Origin of the sequence: Acidovorax sp. PRC11 (assembly GCF_031844105.1) — a bacterium.
GTDB lineage: Bacteria > Pseudomonadota > Gammaproteobacteria > Burkholderiales > Burkholderiaceae_C > Paracidovorax.
Genome location: NZ_JAUZUQ010000004.1, coordinates 76,731 through 100,763, shown reverse-complemented (window position 1 = coordinate 100,763; position 24,033 = coordinate 76,731). Strand labels below are relative to the sequence as shown.

Sequence of the window (24,033 nt, the reverse complement as noted above, 5' to 3'; positions counted from 1 at the left end):
CGAGCGGGCGCGGCGGGGTCTCGACCGCGCGCCGAAGGTCAAACCCGCCCCTATGAGGCAGGGGCGGGAGGGGGCGGGGGGCGTCGAGGGGGTGCGCGAAGGCCCCCAGGAGGGCCGTAGAGGGACGATCGGAGGCGTGGCAGGGGCCGGAGGGGTACACAGTCCTTGGAGGCCCTGGCGGGAAGTGCCGGCTGAGGGCCACAGGACAGGGCTGGGCGTAGGCAGCTCGACCTACGCGGACATGCTTTCCGGGGCCGAGAGGATCAACCGGCGCACGGCACTCGCGTGCTCTGCGCTTTCCGCCGGGCTCGGAGAGTGGGCGCCGATAGCGGCCGAACAGGACACGCCGAGCGAGCCCGGATAGGAGGCGTCACACCGTGCCCGTGTAGCGCGCCCGAAGCCATCCATCCAGGGGCATCAACGCCGCGCGCGTGGCTTCGGCGGTCGGGCCGCACAGCCAATCCTGCGGCCAGCACTGCAGGCGCCCGGCGTCCCACTGCTGCCCGCGCAGCAGGTACACCCCATCCCGCTCCGCGACACCCGCCGCGCCGATCCGAAACAGCGGGAACGTCAGAGAGTTCTGGCCTGTCTGGTCGCTCGACAGATTGGCGCTCCACTCCTGAGTGCCTGTGGTCTGGCAGATGAACCACCCCGCGCACGCATGGTGCTCCCACACCAGCGCGGCCGGCATGTAGACGCCGCAGAAGCGCAGCTGCGCAACGTGGCAACGCCAAGCGGTCGCCGCGGTGTCGGCCAGGCGGGCGGCGCTGCCTGGCGCGGAGTCGGATCGGAGAATGGCAGGCGGTTCCATGCCCGCAGGGTAGCGCGCCCGCCAGGGCGTGCACGCAGGATGGGGCCTACGCGGCCGGGGCAGCCTGTAGCAGGTACGGCCGGAATCGGCATACCTCCTGCCCTGCCCAGGTGTTGATCGCGTGGCCCATAGCCGCCTGCAGCGGTTCGATCTCATTCCGCGCAAAGACCGTCGCCGCTTTCTCCACGTCGCCGAACCCGCCCACGTTGTTGGGCAGCATGCCCATCAGCTGCGGCGGCACGCGGTGGGCGGCCAGCACGTCGTCGCGCGTCGTGTTCTTGATGTTCAGAAAGTCATCCTTCGCCGCCACCTCGCTGATGGGGATCAGCTGGATGCCTTCCTTTTTTCCGCCCGGCGCGTAGTAGAAGAGATTGCGGAAATTACCTGCGCCCTTCGTTTTCGTGAGCTGCTCCCGCATCTTGTCGATGTCGCCCTGGGACTGTGCCGCATCGGTCACGTACAAGATGAACCCCGCGTGGCTGCCGTTGTTGTAGTACCGGCGCCGGAACAGCGTCGCCGATTCGTTGAGCATTGCAGACTGCAACGCGCCGAGATACGGGGGCAGGCCGTACACCTCCTGATGGATGTCCTGTTCGCGCAACTGCAGCACCTCACCCCGCGGAAATTCGTGCGGGCTCTGCAGATCGGTGACGAAAAAGAAGCGGTCCAGATCGACGCCCCGGCGCACGTACTTGCCCAGCGCGTGGCGCAGCTCCAGCAGGCCGCCGAGGGCGTTCCGCCGACGCTCCAAGTAGGCATTGCCCAGCACCAGAAAATCCAGCGCGAAGCCGCGGAAGGCCGCTGCGCCGAGCCACGGGGAAGGCTCCAGCGTGCTGGCCAGCACGTTGCATTTGAAGCGCAACGCCGATTCATGGTGCGCGCCCACGCGCAGCAGCCGCGCGAGGGCGGCAAGGGACACGGGCGGTTCGTACCACTCGCCGGACTGCATGCACTCCGCGTACTCCAGCAGCGCCGACCGCCCACCGATGACGGGTTCGGGCTCCCCCAGGTCGAAGGTAAAGGACTGGGACTGTGGGGGCGCGGACGCGGCCACCGCAGGCGCAGCGGTTGCAGGTGCGTTGAATGCCCGCGGGGCGGACCGGCGTTGTCGTTTCGTCATGGTCATTCGGAGATTTCAAGGAAGGATTGGCCCTGCACGTTGGCTAGGCCGGTGCCCACGTCGAGCGGCTCATTCGACAGCGCATTCATGCAGGCCCATGCCAGGTCGGCATGCCCCGCGTCTTCGCTTCGGCCCGCGGCATAGGTCACGTTGCGACCGCTCGCCGTCAGCTCGCGCTTGATAGCCATGAAGCTCACGGCCAAGTCGCGGTTCCCGGCGTCGAACTGCAGCCGGCGGGCGGCGATGACTTGCTGCGCCTTGAGCACCAAAAGCGTTTTGCTGTCCACGCTGTAATTGATCCCGCGCGCGGCCGGGAAGAACTTTTGGACCAGCTGGAAAACGCCCTGGCCGATACCGGTGGTGTCCACCGTGATGGCGACGACGTTGTAGCGGGCGGTGATGGCCTTGATGGCTTTGGCCTGGGCCTCGAAGTCATGGCCCTTGAACTGCTCGGTGTGAAGCACACGAAGCGGGCCGCCCGGCATAGCAGGCGGTGCCACCACCACGAGACCGGCGCTGTCGCCCTTGTGCGAGGGGTCATAGCCGACCCACACCGGCGCCCATCCAAAGGGGCGTTCGCTGAACGGCTTGAAGTCGCTCCACAGGCCCCAGCTGTCGACCATGCAGGGCTGCAGCGAAACCAGCGGAAACACAGAGTGCGAGTCATCCAGAAACTCGCACATGAACAGATTGGAAAACTCGGAGTCCGAGCGCTCCTCGCGCACTTCATCCAGATCGATCAGGTTGCAGCCGCCCGCGAGCGCATCGATGACTGTGACGATGTGCCGCCACATGCGATCCTCGCCGGTGAAGCCACCCGCCAGCCTGCCGTGGGTAATGTCCACCTCGATCTTGCTTTTCTTCTTGACGCGCTCGCCGCTCCAGAACTTATAGGCCGGGTGCTGGATGCTGCTGGGCGTGCTGAAGTAGGTTCTCCGCCACTTCTTGTGCGTGGCCATGCCGCTGGCCACCGAGTTGAGCAGCTCGAAGTCCTGCGCCCAGAAGAACTCGTCGAAATAAAAATTGCCGTGGTAGCCCTGAGCCGTGCGCGCATTGCTCCCGAGGAAGTACAGCTCCGCGCCGTTGGCCAGAACGATGGGATCGCCCTTCAGTTCGACGCCCAGGACTTGGAAGACGAATGCGCGGATGTACTGGCGGAAGAGATACGCCTGTGCCTTGCTGGCGGAGAGGAAAATCTGATTCCGGCCCGTCTCCAGTGCGTCGATGAGCGCTTCACGGGCGAAATACCACGTGGCCCCGATCTGGCGGCTCTTGAGGATGGCGCGCGTGCGCTGATCTTTCTCCTCCCACCACACCCGCTGATAGTCGTAGAGCGACCCGCGGAACGCGTCTTTGAGTTTCTGCACCTGCTCGGGTGAAAGGAAGTTCTTCACAGGCGGCTTTTTCGGGTTCGCGTTGCGCGACGCGATCGCGGGATTCAGATCCACTTCGCGGCCCGTCTGCTGGTACTTGCCAATGCGCGCAAGCCGCTCCAACTGCCGGCCCAGCAAGTCGATTTCCTTGTAGTCGCCCCCCGTCTTGCAGTCCTTCGCGATCAACGTGGCCAGGCGAACTTCCAGTGCGCCTTCGACGCGCTGCGCGGGCGATGCCTCGGCCCATTTCTCCGCCTTGTGCCAGCCGTGCAGGGTGGCGCGTGGAACGCCGAGGTGCTCCGAGATGTGCGTGAGTTTCCAGCCGCTCCAGAACAGCGTGCGCGCGTCACGGCGTTTGCTCGCGCCACCGTCGATGGAGTCGGCGAGCTGGGTGGCCGCGCTCGCGCTGGGCCGCTTCCTCGGGCGGCGTGGGGCACTGGTGGTGGGCGTGGCTGCTGCTTCGGTCATGCCTGGGCAGTGTGTTTCGCGCGCGCGCGGAAAGCACGCGCGGCGAAGTGTGCTTCGCCCCCCCACAGCGCGCGCAAATTGCGCGGCAGGGCCCGTGTGCGGAACATAGACAACAGATCAACTTCACCGCACCGAGCCGCACATGCCCAGCAAATTCTTCCGCGTGGCAACCGAGGGGGCCACCACCGACGGCCGCGAAATCCAGCGCACCTGGATCGAGCAGATGGCCAAGAACTACAAGCCCGCGACGTACAGCGCCCGTGTGTGGCTGGAGCACATCCGCGGCGTCACCGCTGACAGCGCGTTCGCCGCGCTGGGCGACGTGCTGGCGCTGGAGTCGCGCACGGTCGAAGACGGCAAGCTGGCGCTGTTCGCCCAGATCGAGGCGCTTCCCTCCCTCGTGGCCATGAACAAGGCGAAGCAGAAGCTGTTCTCCAGCATCGAGGTGGACCCGAACTTCGCGAAGACCGGCGAGGCCTACATGACGGGCCTCGCCGTCACCGACAGCCCGGCGAGCCTCGGCACCGAGGTGCTCAAGTTCGCCGCGGGCAACCCTGCCGGCAACCCCTTCGCTGGGAAGAAGCACAGCGAAGGTGCCCTGTTCTCGGCCGCCGTCGAAACGGACCTGGGCCTGGAAGGTGAAGCGGAAAGCATCGCGGCCGGCCTGCTCACGAAGTTCACCGACATGCTGGGCGAGCTGCGCGCGGCGATCGCACCCAAGCAGGCGCCCGCGCCCGACAAGCCCGAGGCCTTCGCCACGCGGACGCTAGAAGCGCTGGGTGCCGCAGACGCCGTGATCCAACAGCAAGCCCGCGAGCGGGCGGCCGACAAGGCGGCGCTCGAGAAGCTGCAGGGTGAGTTCAACGCGCTCACGCAAAAGCTGAGCAACCAGGACGGCAACACGTCACAGCGCCCCCACGCCACCGGCGCTGACGCTTCCATGAAGGCGGACTGCTGACGCGGCGCGCGGCGCGATCGACTACCCACCAGCACCACACAGAGGATTCCATGAAGAACGAAACCCGCGTCCTGTTCAACCAGTATCTGGACGACCAGGCGAAACTGAACGGCGTGCCCAACGCCAACGTGAAATTCAACGTTGCGCCCAGCGTGCAGCAGCGCCTGGAGAGCCGCATTCAGGAAAGCAGCGGCTTCCTCAAGCTGATCAACATCGTTCCCGTGGACGAGAAGCAGGGCGAAAAGCTGGGCCTGGGCACCGACGGGCCGGTGGCGAGCCGCACCGACACGACCAAGAACGACCGGGCCACCCGTGACGTGTCTTCGATCGACAAGCACGGCTACAGCTGCGAGCAGACCAACTACGACACGCACCTGCGCTATGCGAAGCTCGACATGTGGGCGAAGTTCAAGGACTTCCAGCTGCGCATTTCCCGCGCAGTGCAGCAGCAGTGCGCACTGGACCGCATCATGATCGGCTTCAACGGCCAGCAGGCCTTGCCGGACACGAACCGTGACACCGCGCCGCTGCTGCAGGACGTGAACAAGGGGTGGCTGCAGCAGCTGCGCGAGCAGGCAGCGGGCCGCGTGCTCGCTGGCGGGAAGACGGCCGGCAAGGTCGTGGTGGGGGGCGGCACGCCCGACTACAAGTCGCTCGATGGCCTCGTGCTCGATGCCTACAAGTCACTGCTGGACCCCTGGCATGCCGGTGCCGGCGACCTCGTGGCCATCGTCGGCCGCGGGCTGATGCATGACAAGCTGTTCCCGCTGGTGGACGGCCAGAAGGCGCCCACCGAGATGCTGGCCGCCAGCATCGTGGTCAGCCAGATGCGGCTGGGCGAATTGCAGGCCATGTCGGTGCCGTTCTTTCCCGAGAACAAGGTGCTCATCACCAGCCTGGACAACCTGTCCATCTACTACCAGGAAGGTGCGCGCCGCCGCAGCGTGATCGACAACCCGAAGCGGGACCAGATCGAAACCTACGAAAGCAGCAATGACGCCTTCGTGGTCGAAGACTTCGGCAAGGCCTGTCTGGTCGAGAACATCGAGATCGTGGCTTCCTGAGCCAAAGCACCACCAGCCGCAAATAGCCGCTCTAAAAAAAGGGGCCGCTATTTGCGGGCAGCAACCCGCCACATCCCCTGGAACCGACATGCGACAGACCCCGGCACAGCGCCACCGAATGCACCACCTCGCCCTGCAGCAGGCCGCGCTGGCCGAGGCCTCGAACGTCCATGGCCAGACCGTGGGCACCGCCTACGAACTGCAGCTGGCGCAGCTGCACCAGCACCGACTGGCCCTGAAAGACATGCACAGCGTGGAACGCAAGATCGAAGCGAAGCGCGCGATGCTGCCGGACTACGACACCTATCTGGACGGCGTGCTCGAAGCGCGGCCGGGCACGCAGGACGATGTGCTGGCCACGGTGCTGGTGTGGCACATCGACGCGGGCAACTACGAACGCGCCATGCAGCTTGCCGACTACGCCATGGCCAGCGGCATCAAGCCGCCGGACCAATACAACCGGAACCTACCCACCATCGTGCAGGACGAAATCGCCGAAGCGATCCTGGCTGGCAAGAAGCAAGGCCCGGCGGCGATCCTGCTGGCCGCGCAGGCCATTGCCATGACCGAGGCGGCAGACACGCCAGACCAGGCGAAGAGCAAGCTGTACAAGGCGGCCGGCTGGGCCGTGCTGGGCAAGACCGGCACCCATGACGTGGACATGAAGACGCGCCCCCTCAAGACGTGCAAGGAAGCGCTGCCGCTGCTGCAGCGCGCCATGGAGCTGGACCCCCGGGCCGGCGTGAAAAAAGACATCGAGCGGCTGGACCGTCGCCTGGCAGGAAAAGACCAGGAATAGGCCCAGTCGCTGCAAACCGAGCGTACCCCCGCACCGTGGCGGCCCCAGGGCCGAGGCATGCATGCATCGCCGCAGGCCCTGGGCCACCGCCACACCTATTCGAGAAACAGCCATGTCCTTCGTCGCCACCGCCAATCCCCCCGCCCGCGGTGCTGAGCCGGCCGTGGCCAACGACGGTTGGTTCCCCGACATCGAGCGCGAGCAGCTGCGCAAAGACATCCGCCTGGACGGCACCGCGACCGTGGAGCGCCTCGCGATTGCGGTGGAAGCCGCCATGGCTTCCGTGAACGCTGAGCTGCAGGAGTGGGCCGCAGAGCAACGAGCGGCCGGCCACACCAAGCTCGCCGACGTGCCCGCCCCGCAGGTCGGCGGAAAGAGCATCAAGGTGATGCAGTACCGCAACGCCATCTACTGGTACGTGCAGGCGGCGCTGGCCGAGGCCTACCGCGATATGGACAAGCTGCCCCAGGGCGACGGCAAGAACGCCCGCGTGCAGGCGGCGCTGGATGGCCGCGTCGAGGGCTTCCAGCAGCAGCTGCGCTGGGCCATCGCGGACGTGCAGAGCCGGTCCCGCGTCATCGCGGCGCTGTTGTGATGGCTACGCGCGACGGCATCACCGTGCGGGCCGCTGCACACGACACGCTCGACGCGCTCGCGTGGCGCCGGCTCGGCACCACGGCCGGCCACGTCGAAGCCACCCTGGCCGCAAATCCTGGCCTCGCCCGATCGGCGGCCGACCTCTCCGAGGGCCAGGCCGTGCGCCTCGTCCAAGCACCCGAGCCCGCCCGGGCGATGGTGCACCTGTGGGATTAACGACCATGAGCAAAGAAATGCTGAAAGACATTGCAGGAGAGGCCGCGAAGGTGTCGCCACCCATCGCGGTGGTGGGAACGTCCATCGCGAAGGACTGGACCATCAACCACACCGTGGCGGCGCTCACCATCGTCTATCTGCTGCTGCAGATCGCGTGGTTGGTCTGGCGCTGGCGCCGCGCCGCACGCGGCGGCCCCATCGTGGAGGAATGAGGATGGAACAGGCGAAGCAATCAGCGCTGCGCGTGGCAGTCGCGGCCCTCACCCTGTCGGCCGCGGGCTTCGGCGCGTGGCAGGCGAACGAGGGATTCAGCGCTACGCCCATCATCCCGGTGGCGGGCGACGTGCCCACCATCGGGCACGGGTCCACCCGCTACGAAGACGGCACCCCGGTGCGCATGAGCGATCCACCGATTTCGCGCCAACGCGCGGCGGCGCTCGCCCGCAACCTCGCGCAGGAAGACGAACGCAGGTTCGTCGCGTCCCTGCCGGGCGTCACCCTTTACCCGGGCGAAATCGACATCTACATGGATTTCGTCGGCCAGTACGGAATCGGCAACTGGCGCAAGCCAGGAAGCCCGCGCACATCCCTGCTGCGGGGCGACTACGTGCGAGCCTGCGGCGATCTGCTGCAGTGGCGCTTCCAGGCCGGCCGCGACTGCCGCGAGCCGCGCAACTGGGGCCCGACGGGATGCCGCGGTGTGTGGCTGCGCCAGCTGCGCCGGCACGACGCCTGCATGGAGCTGCAGCAGTGATCGGCGCGGTCAAGGCATACGCCTGGCAGCTCGCCGCCCTCGGCCTCGCCGGCTTGCTGCTGTGGCAGACGCTGCGGCTGGCCGACGCGGAGGTGGACGCCGCCCACGCCCACGCCGATCTGCAAACCGAGCGCGCCGCGGCCGACCGCACCGCGCGCGAACAATCCGAACACCTCCGCGGGCTGGAAGGAACCCACCGTGAAGAACTCAACACCTCGCGCGCCCAGGGCGCGGCGGACCTTGCGGGCGCTCGCGCTGATGCTGACGCTGCCCTCGCTGCTCGCGACCGGCTGCGCAACGACCTCGCCGCCTTCATCACAGCCCACCGTCAAGCCGCCCAGAATCGAGCCGCTGCCGGAAGCTGCCCGGCAGACACCGGCGCCCTCGATCTGCTCGCCGAGCTGCAGCGCAGCGCTGACGATCGAGCGGGAGCGCTGGCGGCAATCGCTGACGATGCCCGCGCCCGCGGCAAGGGCTGCGAGCGCGAGCACGACAGCGCCCGCAAGATGATCGACGCGGCCCGGAGCGAGTAGCCATGTGGAAGCTGGCCAGCCTGCGCCGCGTGATCGAGGCCGCCGTCCCCGACCTTGCGCGCGACCCGGAACGCCTCATCGTCATGGCCGCCGAGGGCGCCGCCGTATCCACCCTCGCCGGTGGCCTGTCCTTCGTCTACCAGTACACCGCGGCCATTACGGTGCTGGACTACACCGGCCACACCGATGCCCTGTTCGTGCCCATCCTCGCGTGGGCTCGCGTGCATCAATCCGAGCTGCTCGACAACCCGGCGGGCCGCCGCATCGAGTTTGACGTGGACCACCTCAACACGGCCGCCGTGGACATCGGCATCCGCGTGCCGCTCACCGAACGCGCCATCGTCAAGGCCGACCCGGACCACGAAACGCGGTACCACGTCAGCCACCCGCCCGAGCCCTGCCACCCGGGCGGGCAATGCCTGCCCGAGCATTGGGAGCTGTGGTTGCAAGACGTGAAGCTGGCGGAATGGGACATCCCCCTGCCGGACGAGAAAGCGCGCTTCGCGCTGTAGCCCATGGCCGACCTCTCCGCCCTCGAAACCTGGGCCGGCGATCTGCTGGCCAAGCTGGAGCCCGTGCAGCGCCGCCGCCTGCTGGTGGACGTGGCGCGCCGGCTGCGCACCGCCAACGCACAGCGCATGCGCGCGCAGCAAGACCCGGCGGGCCAGGCCTGGGAGCCGCGCAAGCCGCCGGGCCCGGCACTGCGCAGCCGCCGCGAACGCATCCGCCAGGCCGCGAAGCAGCGGCAACCCATGATGGCCAAGCTGCGCCAGGCGAAGAACCTCAAGGCCAGGAGCGAAGGCGGCGCCGCCGCCGTGGTGGAATTCGCCGGCCGCGCCGAGCGCATCGCGCGTGTCCACCATTTCGGCGAAAGCGACGCGGTGAAGCCCGGCGGCCCGCGCTACCAATACCCGGCCCGCCCGCTGCTCGGCATCACCGAAGCCGACCTGCAGACCGTGCGCGACGTGGTGCTGCGGCACCTCGCGTAAGCGCTGAAATGTGACCCGCCCCCCCACAGCAGGCCCTGCTGGCTTCCGCGCGCGCGCGGCAGCAACATCCAGGGCATGCACTTCGACACGCCCCAGCAAGACAGCCCGCAGGAAACCATCCGCCGGCTAGAAAACCTCGCGCGTGTCGGCACCATCACCGAGGTGCGGCACACGGGCCGCCCACGCTGCCGCGTGCGCCTGGGCGACAACACCACCGACTGGCTCCCCTGGATCGCCGGCCGCGCCGCGGGCAACCGCGGCAGCTGCTGGTGGCCGCCAGAGCCCGGCGAGCAGTGCGTGGTGCTCGCTCCCGGCGGCGACCTCGCGCAGGGCGTCGTCATGCTCGGCACGTACAGCGACGCCATGCCGGCACCCGCCCAAGAGCCCGGCGTCAACCGCACGCAGTGGACGGCCGATGCCTTCGCCGAATACCGCCGCGAGCAGCTCACCATCCGGACGGAAAGCGCCATCGTGCTGGAGGCCGGCGACGGCTGCCGCATCGCCATGGGCCCCGACGGCATCACCCTGCAGGTGGGCGGCGCCGTGCTGCACATCGGCCCGGACGGCATCACCAGCACCGTGGACATTCGCGCGGAGGGCGTCAGCGCCGTGCACCACGTGCATGGCGGCGTGCGCCGCGGCACCGACCCGACGCAGGAGCCGCTTCGATGATGGACCGCAACACCGGCGGGCGCCTGACCGCCATGCAGCATCTGCAGCAGAGCATCGCCACCATCCTAGCCACGCCCATCGGCAGCCGCGTGATGCGTCGCGAGTTCGGCAGCCTCGTGCCCGCCCTTATCGACAAGCCGCTCAACGCCGACACGCAAACGCGCGTGTTCGCCGCCAGTGTCTCGGCCCTCATGCGTTGGGAACCACGACTGCGCATCGACAAGATGGAGCTGCAGCGCGACGCTGAACGCCCAGGCCGCGCGCACCTGCACATCACCGGCAGCTACGTGAACAGCTACGGGCGCGATCCAGCGCCTATCGCGCTGTCCGTGCCGCTCACGGGCCAGGGGGCGCGCGAATGATCGACCTGCAGGCCCTGCCCGCGCCCAGCGTGGTGGAAGAACTCTCCTACGAAGCGATCCTGGCCGCCGGCAAAGCCGACTTCGCGGAGCGCATCCGCCCGCACCTGCCGGCTGTGGACGACATCCTCGCGCTGGAGTCCGACCCGGTGGTGGTGCTGCTGCAGTCCCACGCGTTCCGCGAGCTGCTGATTCGCGCCCGCATCAACGATGCCGCCCGGGCCCACCTGCTGGCGTTCGCGACGGGGGCCGACCTCGACCAGCTCGCCGCCCTGTTCGGCGTGGCGCGCATGGCCGGGGAAGCTGATGACCGCCTGCGCGAGCGCCTGCAGCGCCGAATCGCCGCCCTCGGCGCCCAGGGCACTGCCGAGCACTACGAATACCACGCCATGTCAGCCTCGCCGCTGGTGCGCACCGCCCGCGCCAGCCAGGCCGAGCCCGGCGCCGTGGTGCTGATGCTGTGGATCTCCGACCAGGCGCAGGCTGAGGCGGCACGCGTCGCCGTGGTGCAGGCGATCGCCGCCCGCGGCGTGCGCATCCTCGGCGTGCCCGTGGAAGTGCAGGTGGCCGTGCCCCGCGCGATCGACATCACCGCGCGCATCGTGCGCACCCGCAGCGCGCCGGCCGACCTGTTGCCCCAGCTGCGCGCCCGGCTGGCCGCCGCCGTCGCCGGAATCGACGCGCTGGCCGGCAGCGTCGCGCGCTCTTACCTCACCACCGTGCTGCACGTCAGCGGGGTGCACGCGGTCGAATACCCGGACCCGACCACGCCCGCCGAACTCACGCCGCTCGCCGTGGGCGAGTTCCCCGCCCTCGGCACCGTGCAGCTCATCGACGGGGGCATGGCGTAATGGCTCTGCCGCGCACCGTCCTGCCCTCGGGCTCCACCACGCTGGAAGTGGTGCTGGACACCACGTTTCCGCGTGGCTGGGGCGCGCTCGCGGATGCCGCAGAGCCGACCGCCACCGGCCGCAACGCGGCCATGCGCCCGTGGCTGGCGCAGCAGTGGCAGGTGGCACAGTTCGCGCCGTATTTCGACACCGTGGACGCGCTGCTCGAAGAGGCTGTGCCCTGGCTCATGGAGCGAGGCACCGCGGCCGGCGCCGAGCGCGCGCTGCGCTGGATCGGCTTCGCCGCCGCGCGTGTCGAAGAGGACGGCCCCTACCTCCACATCCACCCGGGGCGCCTGCCCACGCCCGAGGGCGTGCGCCAGATCGTGCACGTGGTGCGCGCATCCATGCCGGCGCACGTCGCGCTGTACCGCATCGTTCACGGTCTGGATCTGCGGCCCGTCGTGCTCGACGCGGGCCCACCGCTGGACACAGGATTGCTGGATGGGTACTCCGGCGTTTTCGATCCCGAGCACGGGGTGGTGCTGTCCTTCGGCCGCAACCGCGCCGCGACCACCACAGCGCCGATGCAGGCAGCACCAGCAGGCCGGCGCACGAACCGGCGCATGGACATTTCGCGTTACGACGATCAGCCGGTACTGGACACCTGGCGCCTGGACTCCCGGTTGCTCCAAGTCGTGGCGGGTGGCCTGCGCAAGCAACGGTCCAACACCACAAGCGCGCCGCCGCTGGGTGCCGGCACGTTCCGGCGCAAGCCCGTGCGCAATGCGGTCGCACCGGCCGCGCTCAGGGCGGCACCCACCGCTGCAGCTCGCCGCCTGCGCGTGGCGCTGGCGCCCGTGCCGGTCAGCCCGCCGCGGCGCTGGGGCGGCCCGTGGGGCGGCCCGTGGCGCACCCCCATCTACTTCATCAACCGATTCCGGAAGGATTGACCCATGGCCGTTTTGCAGGACGCCGGGCGTATCAAGGTCGCCCGCCTCGTCGCCACCCAGCCCATCTACCTTGCCTGGGGCCGCGGGCGCCCGGCGTGGGACGCGGCGGGCCCTGAGCCCGAAACCACCACCCACACGGGCCTGATCAGCGAAATCGGCCGGATCATCGCTACGTCGGTCCAGTTCGTCGTGCCCGACGACGCGGGAGCCATCGAGATGCCCGGCGGCAATCGTTACGCCCTCAGTGCGGTGCCCACACAGTGGCTCTACGTGAGCTGGGATTTCCGGTATGACGACGCGGCGGGCGAAACCGTGCGGGAGCTGGGCGTCTTCCTCGGCGGCACCGTCGCAGCGGGCCTCCCCGCGGGCCAGCGCTACTTCCCGGCGGAACAGGTCACATCGCCCGGCGACCTCTACACGCTGGAGCACCTGGCCGAGCCGTTCAAGCGCGTCGGCAACACCCTGGAAGGCCAGGGCTTCGTCCTTCCGTTCTGACCTCGCACTATGACCATCTACAACTATTTCGACGAGACGAAGAACCACGACTCTGTGCTGTTCGAAGCGGACCGCGTAATTCAGTCGCGGGAGCTGATCGATGCGCAGGAGATCCTGGCCCACCGGATCAAGGGCATCGCCGACGGCATCTATGCGAACGGCGACGTGGTGCGCGATGCGCGCCTGACCGTCAACCCGCAGACCGGCCAAGCCGTAGCGGAAAGCGGGGCAATCTACCTGCAGGGCGCCGTGCGCGGCGTCCCGCCGGCCTCGTTTGTCATCCCGGTGCAGGGCAATGTGGCCGTGGGCGTGTACCTTCGCACCCGGATCGTCACGGCTGCGGAAGACCCTTCACTGCTCAACCCCGCCAAGGGCACGCCCAGCTACAAGAAGCCCGGCGCCGCGCGCCGCGAAGTCAGCACCGCCTGGGGCTTCCAGGGTGACGGCCAAGCCGGAACCTTCTTCGGCGTCTACGTGGTGGAGGATGGAGTGCTGCGCGCGAAAGCCGCGCCGCCGCACCTGTCGGCCATCACCCGCGCGATCGAGGACTACGACGTGGCCAGCACCGGGGGCGGCTCGTACATCGTGGAGGGCCTGCAGGTGGCCATGGCGCCCGACCTGCCCACGGGCGAGCAGGTCTACACCGTGGCCGAAGGCGCCGCGCGCGTCGCCGGACGCAGCCGCATCTTCCAGGCCGGCCGCCGCCTCGTCACCCTGGCCACGCCCGAGCTGTTCGCGGTGGACAGCGAACCGCACCTGTCCACCACGGAAGGCCCGCAACGCATCGACATCGGACGGCCCCCGTGCAAGGGCGTGCCGGAATTCCGTATCACCGCGCGCCGCACGGTCACGATCGTGCACGGCGGCTTCGCGGGGGTGGCCGACGTGCTCCCCGATGCCAGCGTGATTTCCATCGAGGCCGTGAAGCAGGGCGGCACCAACTTCGCTAAGGACGCGGACTACCGCCTCACCGCCGGGCAAGTGGACTGGAGCCCACAGGGGGCAGAGCCGGCGCCCGGTTCGTCCTACCAGGTGACGTACCTCTACATCAAGCGCGCCGAGGCCACCGCCGCCGACCCGCGCGGCGCCACCGTCGAGGGCGCGATCAAGGATTCCACGATCCTCGTGAGCTACCAGCAGCAGCTGCGCCGCGTGGACCGCCTCTGCATCAACCGCGAAGGCGCGTTCGAATGGCTGCGCGGCGTGTCCAGCGCCTGGACGCCCACGCCGCCGCAGGTGCCGGACGACATGCTCGCGCTGGCAAGCGTCTTCCAGACCTGGGACGGTGCGCGCCAAGTGGTCAGCGACGGCGTGAAGATCCAGTCCCCGCACCGCATCGCGCTGCAAGAGCAGCGCATGGACGCAGTGATGATCGACCTGGCGGAACTGCGCCTGGCCACCAGCGCGCAGGGCATGGACTCGGGGATAAAGAAAGGCCTGATCGCCGATCCGTTCCTGACCGACCGCCAGCGCGATGCCGGCATCGCGCAAACCGCCGCGGCCGTGAACGGCGCGCTGCAGCTCCCCATCACCACCACCGTGCACCAGCTCGGCACCGCACTGCCCGAGCGCGTGGCCATCGAGCACACCCACCGCGTGGTGCTGGAACAGACTTGGCGCACGGGCTCCCGGCTGGTGAACCCTTACATGGCATTCGATCCGGTGCCGGCCGCCATCGCGCTGGCGCCGAACGTGGACCGCTGGACTACCGTTGACAAGACGTGGCAATCGGCCATCACGGAACGCTTCTATACCGGCGCAGGCAGCGAAAGCACGCTCACGGCGACGGCGACCGCAGTGCGCACGCTGTCCGAAGAGTCGCGCCCCATCGAATACTTGCGATCCATCGCGGTGCGCTTCGACATCTCGGGATGGGGGCCGGGTGAAGGGCTCCAGTCCATCACCTTCGACGGTATCGCCGTCGCAGCGCAGCCGATCGAGGGCGGCACGTTGAAGGGCGATGCCGCTGGCAAGCTGTCGGGCACCTTCACCGTGCCCGAGAAGGTCACGGCGGGTGCAAAGGCCGTGGTGTTCCGTGGGCCGCTGGGCAGCCGCGGGTCGCAGACCTTTTACGGCCAGGGAACGAACATCCTGCGGTCGCAGCAGAACGTGGTCACCGAAAGCTACTCCCGGTGGAACAAGCCCGTGCCGCAGGCCGAGGCATCCAGCGGCGGCGGCGCCGTGTGGGGACCAGGGCCGAGCATCCCGGTCTACACGCCAATCAGCACGGGCGGCGGCGCTGTGTGGGGCCCAGCGAGCAGCGGCACCACCGCGCCGCAGAACACATCGGCCTGCGCGCGTTGGTTGTACGACGGCTATTTCGACCCCTCGGCCCAGTCCTTCGTGCTGGACGAGGACACCCAGTGCAGCGGCGTGCGCCTGCTGTTCACGGCAGCGGGCGGCCCGGTCACGGTGCAGATCCGCGAGGCCGCTGCCGGCGTGCCAACGCCCGCAGTCGTCGCCGAGGCCCGCGTGCCCCTGGCCGGCATCCAGATCGACGCGCCCACCACCATCACGTGGACGCCCGCCCTACTGCTGGCAGGGCGTGAATACTGCATCGTCACGCTGTGCGACGAAGCGCAGACCGCCATCGCGGTAGCCGAGCTGGGCAAGCAAGACCCCCAGCGCGGCTACGTTGTGGCGCAGCCCTACCAGGTGGGCGTGTTCTCCACCTCTTCGAACAACAGCGCATGGACCGTACACCAGGACGTTGACCAGTGGTTCCAGCTGCTCGCGGCTAGCTACACCGCGAGCGAACGGGTAATCGACCTCGGCACGGCCGACGTGGTGGGCATGACCGACCTGATGGTGCTGGGCTTCGCCGAACGTCCCTCCGCAGCCTCGGGTGTCGTCTTCGAAGTGCAGTTCCCCGAGGCCATGAAGAGCGAGGTGGTGCGGCTCAACGACGGGCAAATCGTCTGGCTCGCCGCTCCCTTCACCGGCCGCCTCAAGGTGCGCGCGCGCATTACCGGGGACACGAGGCTGGCCGCGGTCCTCCAGAACGGCGTGCAGCTCATCGCCGGGCACATCGAGGAATCGGCCACCTACGTATCGCGCACGGTGAACGCGACCGGCGCGAGCCGCCTGCGCGTCGTCTATGAGGGCGACATCCCCGGCGGGGCGGCGGTGCAGGTGCACGCCCAGGCCGCATACGACGGCGCTCCGTGGGTGCTGGTGCCCTACCTCTCCGCGTCCGCCAACACCCGCGGCGTGCGGGAAATCACGTGCGAGCTGACCGGCCTGCAGGCCGCGGCAGTCCGCGTGCGGCTGACCCTCACCGGCAGCACCACGGCCCGCCCCTACGTCCGCAACCTGCGCGGCGCTACCCTGTGAAAGGCTGACCATGCCACAGACCATCAAAGGCCAGCCCATCGACCAGAAGACAGCGGCATTGAATCTGCCGCTCCCGCACCTCGACAACTGGCAGGACGACGACGTGCCGCGCCTGCGCGGAGCGCTGGTGTTGCTCGACTTCATCATTGCCGCACTGCAGGCGGAAAAGGCCGGCGCAGCAGACCTCAATGCCCTGGCCGGCGAGCTGCGCAACGCCCTGGGCCTCAAAGCCGGCGCGAAGGAACTGCAGGACACCGCGGCCGAGCTGCGCAACACGCTGGGCCTGAAAGCTGCCGCAAAAGACCTACAGGACATCGCCGCCGAGCTGCGCAATGCGTTGGGCCTAAAGGCCGATGCGAATGGGGTGGTGAAGTCGTGGGCGGGCCGAAGAGGCGACATCGCTCCCGTCTTCGCGGACCTGGGCGGCAGGCCCGATAGCCTGGCAGGCTATGGCATTCAGAACTTCAGGGCGGGCGAAGGGCTGGCAGAAAACGTGCACCTCGCCACTGTGGTGACTTCTGGCATCTATCGGTACAACACCGCGGCTGACAACCCGCCGGGCGTCCTGTACTCGCCCCTGCTGGTGTTCCGGTCGGTGGACACCTGCGCGCAAATGTTGGTGGACTATTACTCGGGCGCGATGTTCGTCCGCAGCGGCGTCATCATCAACGGCGTCCTGACGGACGCGACGACACGGGTGGGGGCGGCGACGTGGAGGCGCGTGGCATACCAGAACGATCGGGCCGTCGCGACCGACGGCGTGATGGACCTCTCGCTGGGGACGCGGTTTATTCTGGGCGTTGGGAGCATGGTGGCGCTGTCGTTCACCAATGTTCCGGCTGGTGCCGTATCCGTCGTGCTGGAAATCAACTACGCGGCCGGCGGCTTCTCTCTGCCCGCTGGCTCCATTTGGGCCAACGGCCGCGTGCCCGAGATCGCCGCGGGAAAGCGGCACCTGTTCTTCTTCGAAAAGTGCATCGCGGGCTACACGGCAGGCTGGTACGTCTCGGCGATCACGGGATACATCGCATGATCCGGCCGCAGATGTACAGCGCGGAACTCTGGATGGCGGCACCGGGTGAGGTGGTCTTCGAGAGCGCGGGCAAGTCGAGCTCGCAGACCGTCTTTAGCTGGGTGGTACCCGTTGGCGTGTACGAAGTCTGCATGCTGGGCATCTCCAGCCACCGCGCCTTCGGCACACGCATCTCACGCGGAGGTACCGACCTGCTCAATACCTACTGGGCTTCCGGCACCAGTGGTGTCGCGGGTGGCGACGGTGGCGATAGTGGTCCTAACACCGGGGGGCCGTATAGAGGCGGCGGCGGGGCCGGCGGCTACTCGGGCAACGGCGGCACGGGCGGACGATCGGAAAGAGATGCGTTCGGGAACATCTCGTACTTCCCAGGCACGGCAGGCCAAGGAGGTGGAGGAAACGGAGGTTATCCACCAGACCGCGGGGGCAGCGTGGGCATCTATGGTCCCGGCATCGACTCCGCGTTGCGCGCAGGCGCTGGCGGAAACCCAAACGACCCTGGAGCCGGAGATGCCGGAGCCTGGAAACCAGGCGGCAACCTCCGGTACCGCAATGCCGTGGCCGTCGCGCCTGGCGAAACACTCACAGTCACCCTCGACCACTGGGTGCGTGACAACTCTGCCGGCTTGGGCGCCATCGTGCGCATCTTGTGGGGCCAAGGCCGGTCCTTCCCTTCGAATGCAACGAGAGTAGCCTGATGCAGATCATCAACACCGAGACCAGCCGCTGGCCCATGTCCGTGCACGACGTGATGGCCGAAGAGCATGCGGCCGGCACCATCATCGTCATCGGCGATGGATATGAAGGGCATGGGCCGTATCGCGTGGTGACCATCCGCGATCAGCCTGCATGCGACCCGCTCGCCGAAGCCATCGTCGAGCTGCCGCCAGAGCCGGATGAGGACGGCCACTGGTTCCAAGATTTCGCGGTGCGCCCCCTGTCGGCAGAGGAAACCACGGCCGCTCTGCAGGCCGACAAGGACCGTCTGCAGGCGGCCGCCACGGCGCACCGCTGGGCGGTAGAAACCGGCGGCGTCACGCTGGCAACGGGCGCGCGCGTGGGCACCACCGTGGAAGACCAAAACCGGATCACCACCGTGATCGCCAATGCCCAATTGGCCGGCGTCACGGAGGTGGATTTCAAGGCGAAGAGCGGCTGGGTGTCACTGACGCTGGATGAACTGCGCGGCATTGCCTCAGCCATCGCACAGCACGTGCAGGCGTGTTTCAGCGCCGAGCGCGCTCACCACGAAGCAATCGATGCCGTCAGCACCAGAGCGCAGGCCGAGGCATACGATGTGACCCAGGGGTGGCCATCCGGCGGATGAGCGCGCGGCACAATGACACAGGCCCGCCGGCATCACGCCGAGCGGGCTTTTCTTTTTCTCCCCGCGCCGCCCACAGCAGCACCTGCTGGCCTTCGCGCGAGCCCGGCGGCACATTGGAGCCATCACGTTCCAAGGGCTCCACCAATGGCCATCGCAGATTTCCACCACGGCGTGCGCGTCACCGAAGTGACCGAGGGCACCAACACCCTGCGCCTCGTTTCCACCGCCATCATCGGGCTGGTGGCTACCGCCAGCGACGCCGACGCCGCCGCCTTCCCGCTGAACAAGCCGGTGCTGTTCACTTCGATCGCCAAGGCCCAGGCCAAGGCCGGAACGAAGGGCACGCTGTCCACCGCCCTGGCGGCCATCGCCGACCAGGCGCGGCCCGTGCTGGTCATCGTGCGCGTGGCCGATGGCGTCGGCGCCACCGAGGCCGAAAAGGAAGCCGACCAGACCAGCAAGGTGGTGGGCGACTACGTGGGCGGTACGCGCACCGGCATTCAGGCCCTGCTGGCCGCAGAACAGCAGCTGGGCGTCAAGCCGCGCATCCTGGGTGCGCCTGGCCTGGACAACAAGCCCGTAGCCGAAGCTCTGACCGCCGTGGCCGAAAAGCTCCGCGCGATGGCCTACGTGTACGCCCACGGCGCCGAGGACGTGAGCGAAGCCCTGGCCTACGCCGAGGGCTTCGGCAAGCGCGAAACCATGGTGCTCTGGCCCAACTTCACGCAGTGGAGCACCGCCGAAAAGAAGGTGGTGGAAGTGCCCGCCGTGGCCCACGCCCTGGGCCTGCGCGCCGCCATCGACCAGACCCAGGGCTGGCACAAGAGCCTTTCGAACGTCCCCGTGAACGGCCCCACCGGCATCAGCAAAGACGTCTTCTTCGACCTGCAGAACCCCGCCAGCGATGCAACGCTGCTCAACGACGGGCACGTCACCACGTTGATCCGCAAAAACGGCTTCCGCTTCTGGGGCAACCGCACGTGCAGCGCGATCGAGCAGTTTTCCTTCGAAACGGCAACGCGCACGGCGCACGTGCTCGCCGACACCATGGCCGAGGGCCATTTCGAGTTCATCGACAAGCCGCTGACGCCCGCGCTGGTGAAAGACATCCTCGAGGGCATCAATGCGCGCTTCCGCTCGCTCAAGGCCGGCGGCTACATCCTCGACGGCCGGGCCTGGGTCGACTTCGAAGTGAACACCACGGAAAGCCTCAAGTCCGGAAAACTCATCATCGACTACGACTACACGCCGCTCCCGCCGCTGGAAGACCTGGGATTCGTCCAGCGCATCACCGATCGCTACTACGCCGATTGGGCCGTCCGCGTCGCCGCCGGCAACTGAGCCCGGCACCACCTGACCACACACCAAGGAAAACGCCATGGGACTGCCCCGCGTCTTGAAGAATTTCGCCGTGTTCGGTGACGGCAACAACTACCGGGGCGAGGTGCCGGAAGTGAAGCTGCCCACCCTCTCGCGCAAGCTGGAGGAATACCGCTCCGGCGGCATGAACGGCCCGGTGGGCCTCGACTTCGGCCAGGAAAAGATGGAAGCCGAAATCAAGGCCGCCGGCTGGATCAAGGGGATGGCCGACAAGTGGGGGGCGCGCACGCACGACGCGAACCAGCTGCGCTTCGTCGGCGGCATCCAGGCCGACGACGACGGCGCCGTGATCCCCGTCGAAGTCGTCATGCGTGGCCGCCTGCAGGAAATCGACCCCGGCACCGCCAAGGCCGGCGACAACACCGAACGCACGTACAAGTTCCACCTGTCCTACTACAAGGAAGTGGTGGACGGCCGCGTGGAAATCGAGATCGACCTCGTGAACATGGTGGAAATCGTCAACGGCGTGGACAACCTCGCCGCCATGCGCGCCGCGCTCGGCATCTGACCCGGCCGCCAGTTTTTCCAGCAGCGGGCGGGCGGTAAGCGCAACTCACCACGATTCCCGCCCGCTGCGCTTTCTCACCAGCACCACACCGCACCGCCATGACCACCGAGAAGACCACCAGCACCGCGCCTGCCCAAGCCGCAGGGCGCCCCACCGTTGCCGTCGATCTGCAGACTCCCATCGTCCGGAAAGCTGAAACCATCACCACGCTGCAGGTCATGCGCCCCCGCGTCGGCGATATGCGCGGCCTGCTGCTCGCGGAGATCCTCCAGATGAAGGTGGAGGTGATCGCCAAGCTGCTGCCCCGCATCACGGTGCCCACGCTCATCGCGGCCGAGGTGGAAGACCTGGACCCCGCCGACCTCGTGGCCCTCTCCATCGAGGTGGCTGCTTTTTTGGCGCCGAAGTCGGCGATGGAATCCCTGAGCACGTAGAGGCGGTGATGGCCGATGTGGCCATCCTCCTGCATTGGCCACCGGCCACGATGGACGCCATGTCCCTGGCTGAACTGATGCAGTGGCGGCAGCTCGCCGTGGAGCGGCACAAGGCACTGCATCCACCCGAGCGGTAATATGCATTCCCATGAATCCCGGCTACCTCCTGTTGCTTGCTGCATTCGGCCTCCTGCTCCTGGGCGCCGTGGGCGGCTTCGCCTGGCTGTGCGCGTTGGTGGCGCGGCGCGTGTTTCGCCCGGCCCAGCCCGAGGTGCAGGCATCACACGACGCGGCACGCATCGCAGCGCTCATCCGCCGCACCCGCAAGGCCGGCGGCCTGCCGCCCATCAACTGAGCCGCCGCCCGGCGCTCCCCACTGCAGGGGCGCGCCATGGCCGATAAGCTGCGCCTGGAAGTGCTGCTGGCGGCGGTGGACAAGGTAACCGCCCCGCTCAAGCGCATCGGCCTCGGCGCCCGGGCGCTGGCCGGAGAAGTCAGCACCGCAGAAACCGCGCTCAAGAAGCTGGAGGGCCAGCAGCGCGCCCTGGAAGGATTCCGCCGCGCCACAGATCAACTGCGGCAGACCCGCACCCAGCTGCAGGCGGCCCGCCAGGGCTACGCCGAACTCGCTGCGCAGACACACACCAGCGCGGCGGCGCAGAAGGACCACGCCAAGCAGCTCGCCGCGGCCGATGCCGTCGTGAAGCGACTGGCCGCCAGTTTCGACCGGCAGACCAGCGCGGCGCGGCGCGCGCGGGCCGTGATGGAATCGCGCGGCATCAGCAACCCGGCCACCGCCGAGGCGCTGCTCGCCGCGCAGATCGACAAGACCACCCAGGCGCTGCAGCGCAAACAGGCCGCCTACCAGCGCATGGCCGCGCTGGAGAAGGCCCACGGCCGTGCCACCATGCACGGCGCCATGATGGCGGCCGGGGGCGCGGGTGCCGTAGCTGCAGGCCGGCGCACCATCCAGACCGGACTGGCGCCGGTCGGCAGCTTCATGCAGCACGAGGACGCGATGCTGGGCATTGCCCGCCAGGTCCAAGGCGCGCGGGACGACGCGGGTAACTTGACCAAGGTGTATCGAGACGCCGAAGCTCAGGTGCGCGACCTGTCTACACGCATCCCACAGACCACCGTTCAGATCGCGGAAATGATGACCGCCGCGGCGCGCATGGAAGTGCCCACGCGCGAGCTGGGAACGTTCGTGGAGCTGGCCAGCGAAATGGCCACCGCCTTCGACGCCGTGCCGGACCACATCGCCGAGAGCATGGGCAAGGTGGCCAAGAACTTCAAACGGCCGGTCACGGAAATTCGTGGCCTCGCGGACGCCATCAACTACCTGGACGACAACGCCATCAGCAAGGGCGCCGACATCATCGACGTGCTGAACCGCGTGAGCGGCGTAGCGTCCACGGTAGGCATCACCGCCGAAAACGCCGCGGCGCTGGGCAGCACCTTGCTCACCCTGGGCGAGCGCGCTGAAACCGCCTCGACGGCGATCAATGCCATCTTCACGAAGTTCGCCGCCGCCACCAAGGGAACGAAGAAGTTCAAGGCCGCCGTGAAGGAAATGGGCATGACGCCCGAATTCATCCAGAAGGGCATGGCAAAAGACGCGGCGGGAACCCTGATGAAGGTTGCCGAAGCCATCCGAGCGCTGCCGGAAGACAGCCGCATCGGCGTCATGGCGGAGCTTGTCGGCCTGGAGCACAGCGACACCCTCGCCAAGCTGGTGGACAAACCCGAGGAACTGCAGCGCCAGATGCAGCTGGCCAACGGCGGCGAGGCGAAGGGCAGCATGGGGCGCGAGGCCGCGGCCCGCAACAGCACGTTGAGCGCCCAGCTGCAGATGCAGCGCAATCGGCAATTCAATGCCCTCTCCGTGGCTGGGGAGACGCTGAAAGCGCCCCTGCTGGATCTGTTCAAGGCGGTCAATCCACTGCTCGAAAGGCTCACGGCCTGGATGCAGGCCAATCCCCAATTGGTCGGCGGCGTCCTGAAACTTGTCGTGGGCGTTGGCGTGCTGTCGGCGGCCATGGGCGCGCTACTCATCCCCATCGGCCTTCTGATGGTGAAGGGCATGCTGCTGCGGCTCATGTGGGCGCGCGTGATGTTCGCTTTCTCGGGCCTGGGCCCTGTCCTGGCCCGGGTCGCGCCCTGGCTCTTCCGGCTGGCTGGCCCGGTGGGGTGGCTCATCCTCGCCGCTGGCCTGCTCTGGAAATACTGGCAGCCGATCGCCGCATTCTTCGCCGGTGTGGCCGAAGGAATCGTGCAGGCCCTGCAGCCGGCCATCGAAACGCTGAAGGGCACCTTGGCGCCGCTGCTCCCGTTGTGGAGCGCCATCGCCGGCGGCCTGCAGTCCGCGTGGCAGTGGTTCACGAACCTGATAGGCCCGATGGACATGTCCGCCCAGGGCCTCGACAAGGTGCGTTCCATCGGCGAGCTGGTGGGGCAGGTACTGGGCGGCCTGCTGAACGAATTGGTGCTGCTGCCCGTGAAATTCGTGGAGCTGGGAAACAGCCTCATGGAAGGGCTTGTGAACGGCATCGTGGGGCGGGCCTCAGCCGTGCGCGACGCCATCAGCATGGTGGCCGGCGACGCGGTGGATTGGTTTAAGGAAAAGCTGGGCATCCACAGCCCGAGCCGTGTTTTCCTGGAGCTGGGGAGCTACGTCGGCGAGGGCGCCGCGCTCGGCATCGCGCAAGGCTCTGCAGGCGTGCGCGCGGCCGCGCTGGGCATGGCCGCCGCTGCAATGGTTCCCATGGCCGTGCCTGCGGCGGTTGCAGGGCCCGCCATCGCTCCGTATGCCGCGGCGCGCCCCTCCACCATAGCGGCGCCCGCAGCAGCTGGCGCAATGGCTCGCAGCACCATCCAAGTCACGATCAACGCGGCCCCGGGCATGGACCCTCAGGCCATCGCACGCGCCGTGTCAGCAGAGCTGGACCGGCGCGAGCGCGACGCCGCCAGCCGGCGCTACAGCCGCATGGACGACATCGACTGACCCCACTACGAAAGGACGCGGCA

General features: G+C 68.1%; 27 protein-coding genes. 24 read left to right on the top strand and 3 right to left on the bottom strand.

Translation table 11 applies throughout. The features are described 5' to 3' along the window. Positions 1-370 precede the first annotated feature (370 nt). Genes Q9R47_RS06165 through Q9R47_RS06155 form a run of 3 tightly spaced genes read right to left on the bottom strand, consistent with a single transcriptional unit; the run spans position 371 to position 3,772 of the window. Positions 371-811: a hypothetical protein gene (locus Q9R47_RS06165; RefSeq protein ID WP_311232329.1), complete on the bottom strand. Its 441-nt coding sequence runs from the start codon at positions 809-811 to the stop codon at positions 371-373. A gap of 46 nt (positions 812-857) precedes the next feature. Continuing rightward, positions 858-1,931 (bottom strand): phage portal protein, encoded by a 1,074-nt coding sequence (locus Q9R47_RS06160; RefSeq protein ID WP_311232328.1) that lies wholly within the window; start codon positions 1,929-1,931, stop codon positions 858-860. A gap of 2 nt (positions 1,932-1,933) precedes the next feature. Further along, on the bottom strand, positions 1,934-3,772 hold the full coding sequence (locus tag Q9R47_RS06155; protein ID WP_311232327.1) for a terminase large subunit domain-containing protein: 1,839 nt from the start codon (positions 3,770-3,772) through the stop codon (positions 1,934-1,936). A 142-nt stretch (positions 3,773-3,914) separates the two neighbouring features. On the opposite strand from Q9R47_RS06155, the gene Q9R47_RS06150 reads away from it, so the two are divergent. From Q9R47_RS06150 to Q9R47_RS06035, 24 genes are all read left to right on the top strand, one after another. Next, on the top strand, positions 3,915-4,730 hold the full coding sequence (locus tag Q9R47_RS06150) for a GPO family capsid scaffolding protein (protein WP_311232326.1): 816 nt from the start codon (positions 3,915-3,917) through the stop codon (positions 4,728-4,730). A gap of 50 nt (positions 4,731-4,780) precedes the next feature. Continuing rightward, complete coding sequence (locus tag Q9R47_RS06145) at positions 4,781-5,794, top strand: phage major capsid protein, P2 family (RefSeq protein ID WP_311232325.1); 1,014 nt, start codon at positions 4,781-4,783, stop codon at positions 5,792-5,794. An 88-nt stretch (positions 5,795-5,882) separates the two neighbouring features. After that, positions 5,883-6,593 (top strand): phage terminase small subunit, encoded by a 711-nt coding sequence (gpM, locus tag Q9R47_RS06140; RefSeq protein WP_311232324.1) that lies wholly within the window; start codon positions 5,883-5,885, stop codon positions 6,591-6,593. Positions 6,594-6,705: 112 nt separating this feature from the next. After that, positions 6,706-7,188, top strand: coding sequence for a head completion/stabilization protein (locus Q9R47_RS06135; protein ID WP_311232323.1), 483 nt, complete (start codon positions 6,706-6,708; stop codon positions 7,186-7,188). Continuing rightward, the gene (locus Q9R47_RS06130) at positions 7,188-7,406 is read left to right on the top strand and encodes a tail protein X (protein WP_311232322.1); all 219 of its coding nucleotides are present in this window, start codon (positions 7,188-7,190) and stop codon (positions 7,404-7,406) included. Before Q9R47_RS06135 ends, Q9R47_RS06130 begins: the two co-directional genes overlap by 1 nt. 5 nt (positions 7,407-7,411) lie before the next feature. Then, positions 7,412-7,618: a hypothetical protein gene (locus tag Q9R47_RS06125; RefSeq protein ID WP_311232321.1), complete on the top strand. Its 207-nt coding sequence runs from the start codon at positions 7,412-7,414 to the stop codon at positions 7,616-7,618. A gap of 2 nt (positions 7,619-7,620) precedes the next feature. Beyond that, positions 7,621-8,160, top strand: coding sequence for a glycoside hydrolase family protein (locus Q9R47_RS06120; RefSeq protein WP_311232320.1), 540 nt, complete (start codon positions 7,621-7,623; stop codon positions 8,158-8,160). After that, positions 8,157-8,693, top strand: coding sequence for a DUF2514 family protein (locus tag Q9R47_RS06115; protein ID WP_311232319.1), 537 nt, complete (start codon positions 8,157-8,159; stop codon positions 8,691-8,693). Before Q9R47_RS06120 ends, Q9R47_RS06115 begins: the two co-directional genes overlap by 4 nt. 2 nt (positions 8,694-8,695) lie before the next feature. Continuing rightward, complete coding sequence (locus Q9R47_RS06110; protein ID WP_311232318.1) at positions 8,696-9,205, top strand: phage tail protein; 510 nt, start codon at positions 8,696-8,698, stop codon at positions 9,203-9,205. 3 nt (positions 9,206-9,208) lie between these two features. After that, positions 9,209-9,682, top strand: a complete 474-nt coding sequence (locus Q9R47_RS06105; RefSeq protein WP_311232317.1) for a phage virion morphogenesis protein — start codon at positions 9,209-9,211, stop codon at positions 9,680-9,682. A 75-nt stretch (positions 9,683-9,757) separates the two neighbouring features. Then, positions 9,758-10,354, top strand: coding sequence for a phage baseplate assembly protein V (locus Q9R47_RS06100; RefSeq protein ID WP_311232316.1), 597 nt, complete (start codon positions 9,758-9,760; stop codon positions 10,352-10,354). After that, positions 10,351-10,716, top strand: coding sequence for a GPW/gp25 family protein (locus Q9R47_RS06095; protein WP_311232315.1), 366 nt, complete (start codon positions 10,351-10,353; stop codon positions 10,714-10,716). The genes Q9R47_RS06100 and Q9R47_RS06095 overlap by 4 nt, the downstream gene beginning before the upstream one ends. Then, the gene (locus Q9R47_RS06090; protein WP_311232314.1) at positions 10,713-11,564 is read left to right on the top strand and encodes a baseplate J/gp47 family protein; all 852 of its coding nucleotides are present in this window, start codon (positions 10,713-10,715) and stop codon (positions 11,562-11,564) included. The genes Q9R47_RS06095 and Q9R47_RS06090 overlap by 4 nt, the downstream gene beginning before the upstream one ends. Further along, positions 11,564-12,496, top strand: coding sequence for a phage tail protein (locus Q9R47_RS06085; RefSeq protein WP_311232313.1), 933 nt, complete (start codon positions 11,564-11,566; stop codon positions 12,494-12,496). The genes Q9R47_RS06090 and Q9R47_RS06085 overlap by 1 nt, the downstream gene beginning before the upstream one ends. Positions 12,497-12,499: 3 nt before the next feature. Beyond that, a complete protein-coding gene (locus Q9R47_RS06080) occupies positions 12,500-12,991 on the top strand; it encodes a hypothetical protein (RefSeq protein WP_311232312.1) in 492 nt (163 codons plus the stop codon). A gap of 9 nt (positions 12,992-13,000) precedes the next feature. After that, positions 13,001-16,324, top strand: a complete 3,324-nt coding sequence (locus tag Q9R47_RS06075; RefSeq protein WP_311232311.1) for a DUF4815 domain-containing protein — start codon at positions 13,001-13,003, stop codon at positions 16,322-16,324. Positions 16,325-16,334: 10 nt separating this feature from the next. Continuing rightward, positions 16,335-17,357: a pyocin knob domain-containing protein gene (locus Q9R47_RS06070; RefSeq protein ID WP_311232310.1), complete on the top strand. Its 1,023-nt coding sequence runs from the start codon at positions 16,335-16,337 to the stop codon at positions 17,355-17,357. A 697-nt stretch (positions 17,358-18,054) separates the two neighbouring features. Beyond that, positions 18,055-18,684, top strand: a complete 630-nt coding sequence (locus tag Q9R47_RS06065; RefSeq protein ID WP_311232309.1) for a DUF4376 domain-containing protein — start codon at positions 18,055-18,057, stop codon at positions 18,682-18,684. A 150-nt stretch (positions 18,685-18,834) separates the two neighbouring features. Then, entirely contained in the window at positions 18,835-20,025 is a 1,191-nt protein-coding gene (locus Q9R47_RS06060) for a phage tail sheath subtilisin-like domain-containing protein (RefSeq protein ID WP_404977109.1), read from the top strand. 37 nt (positions 20,026-20,062) lie between these two features. Continuing rightward, positions 20,063-20,572 (top strand): phage major tail tube protein, encoded by a 510-nt coding sequence (locus tag Q9R47_RS06055; RefSeq protein WP_311232307.1) that lies wholly within the window; start codon positions 20,063-20,065, stop codon positions 20,570-20,572. Positions 20,573-20,670: 98 nt separating this feature from the next. Next, complete coding sequence (locus Q9R47_RS06050) at positions 20,671-21,006, top strand: phage tail assembly protein (RefSeq protein WP_311232306.1); 336 nt, start codon at positions 20,671-20,673, stop codon at positions 21,004-21,006. A 17-nt stretch (positions 21,007-21,023) separates the two neighbouring features. After that, on the top strand, positions 21,024-21,143 hold the full coding sequence (locus Q9R47_RS06045) for a GpE family phage tail protein (protein WP_404977101.1): 120 nt from the start codon (positions 21,024-21,026) through the stop codon (positions 21,141-21,143). A gap of 11 nt (positions 21,144-21,154) precedes the next feature. After that, the gene (locus tag Q9R47_RS06040; protein WP_311232305.1) at positions 21,155-21,361 is read left to right on the top strand and encodes a hypothetical protein; all 207 of its coding nucleotides are present in this window, start codon (positions 21,155-21,157) and stop codon (positions 21,359-21,361) included. A gap of 36 nt (positions 21,362-21,397) precedes the next feature. Beyond that, a complete protein-coding gene (locus tag Q9R47_RS06035) occupies positions 21,398-24,010 on the top strand; it encodes a phage tail tape measure protein (RefSeq protein WP_311232304.1) in 2,613 nt (870 codons plus the stop codon). The last annotated feature ends 23 nt before the right edge of the window (positions 24,011-24,033 follow it).